At 39.7% G+C, this 1,321-nt stretch carries 1 protein-coding gene; it reads left to right on the top strand.

The features are described from left to right. Positions 1-287: 287 nt before the first annotated feature. Positions 288-1,283, top strand: a complete 996-nt coding sequence (locus BUB91_RS20595) for an IS110 family RNA-guided transposase (protein WP_073101328.1) — start codon at positions 288-290, stop codon at positions 1,281-1,283. Positions 1,284-1,321 lie beyond the last annotated feature (38 nt).

The following is a 1,321-nucleotide window of genomic DNA, read 5'->3' as shown; positions in this document are numbered from 1 at the left end:
CCCTTAGTTTTGCGAACGCACTTTATTTAGGGATTATTTATATGTTAGTGAGTTTCCGTAATTGTTAACTTTCTATCGGGGAATAGCCCCAATAATAATAAACTGTGACCAAACTGATGGGGGCGAATTATACGCTACTCAAAGCTGTGGGCTTATACTTTATTTGATAAAAGCCCCCGTCAGTTATCTCCAGAACGGCATCAGATGGAAATTCAGGTTTTTAGACCTATTATCAGGGGTTCGATGGTTATCTGGATACTGGTTAGTTATCTAAAATCCTATCTATTATGAACAGACAGAACTTCTGCTACTTTATCGGTATCGACATATCGAAAAAGTTCTTTGACGTTGCCATCATTGAAAATGAGAGGACTGCCTCTTATGTTTTCGAGAACACCAAAAAAGGCACCAATGCCTTTATCAGACTTCTCAAAAATCAGAAAATACCTTTTTACAACACGCTGATATGTATGGAACATACCGGTGTATATGGAAAGCTTATTATTACCAAGCTCGTTGAAAAACAGGCCTGCTTCTGTGTCGAGATGCCCATACGGATCACCAAGAGCATAGGATTGCTCAGGGGCAAGAATGACAGGGTCGATGCCAGGCGCATTGCCCAATATGCCGCCAAAAACCATCAAGAACTTGAGCTTTACAAGCCTATGCCCGAGATACTTGAGCAAGTTAAGATTCTTCTTAAGATCAGAAGAAAGTTGGTTAATACCAGAGCGGATCTCAACAAATATCCCAACGAACTTGACCTGTTCTCTCCCAAGCTCGGAAAGCTTGCCAAAAAGAACCTTAAAAAGATCAATAAAAACCTTTGTGATGAAATTGACCGCATTGAAGCTGAGATCAAAAAACTGATCCTTTCTGACGATAAACTTAACAAGACCATAGGACTGGTGACCTCTGTGACTGGAATTGGACAGATAACCGCACTTCATTTCACGGTATTCACGAACTTTTTTACCAGATACGACAATCCTAAACAATTGGCTTGCTATAGTGGCGTAGTGCCTTTTGAATACACTTCTGGGACCAGTATTCATAGAAAGTCCAGAATACATCCAATGGCCAACAGGACGCTTAAAAAACATCTGCATATGAGTGCCTTGGCCGCTATCAATCATGATCCCGATATCAGAGCGTATTATTTGCGGAAAGTTGAGGAAGGAAAAAACAAAATGCTGATTATAAATAATGTTAGAAACAAACTTGTACATAGGATATGTGCCGTCGTTAAAAGAGAGCAACCCTATGTCAAAAATGTAGCCTAAACCTTTTTGCATTTTTTCTTGGTTTTAACATGGAAATC

The organism is Leeuwenhoekiella marinoflava DSM 3653 (assembly GCF_900129005.1).
Lineage (GTDB): Bacteria > Bacteroidota > Bacteroidia > Flavobacteriales > Flavobacteriaceae > Leeuwenhoekiella > Leeuwenhoekiella marinoflava.
Note: the sequence above shows the minus strand (reverse complement) of the source record. Positions and strands in the feature narration are given on the sequence as shown.

What these genes read in the sequence shown, in the direction of transcription:
- BUB91_RS20595 (WP_073101328.1), top strand. Translation starts at nt 288, where the DNA reads ATGAACAGACAGAACTTCTGCTACTTTATCGGTATCGACATATCGAAA.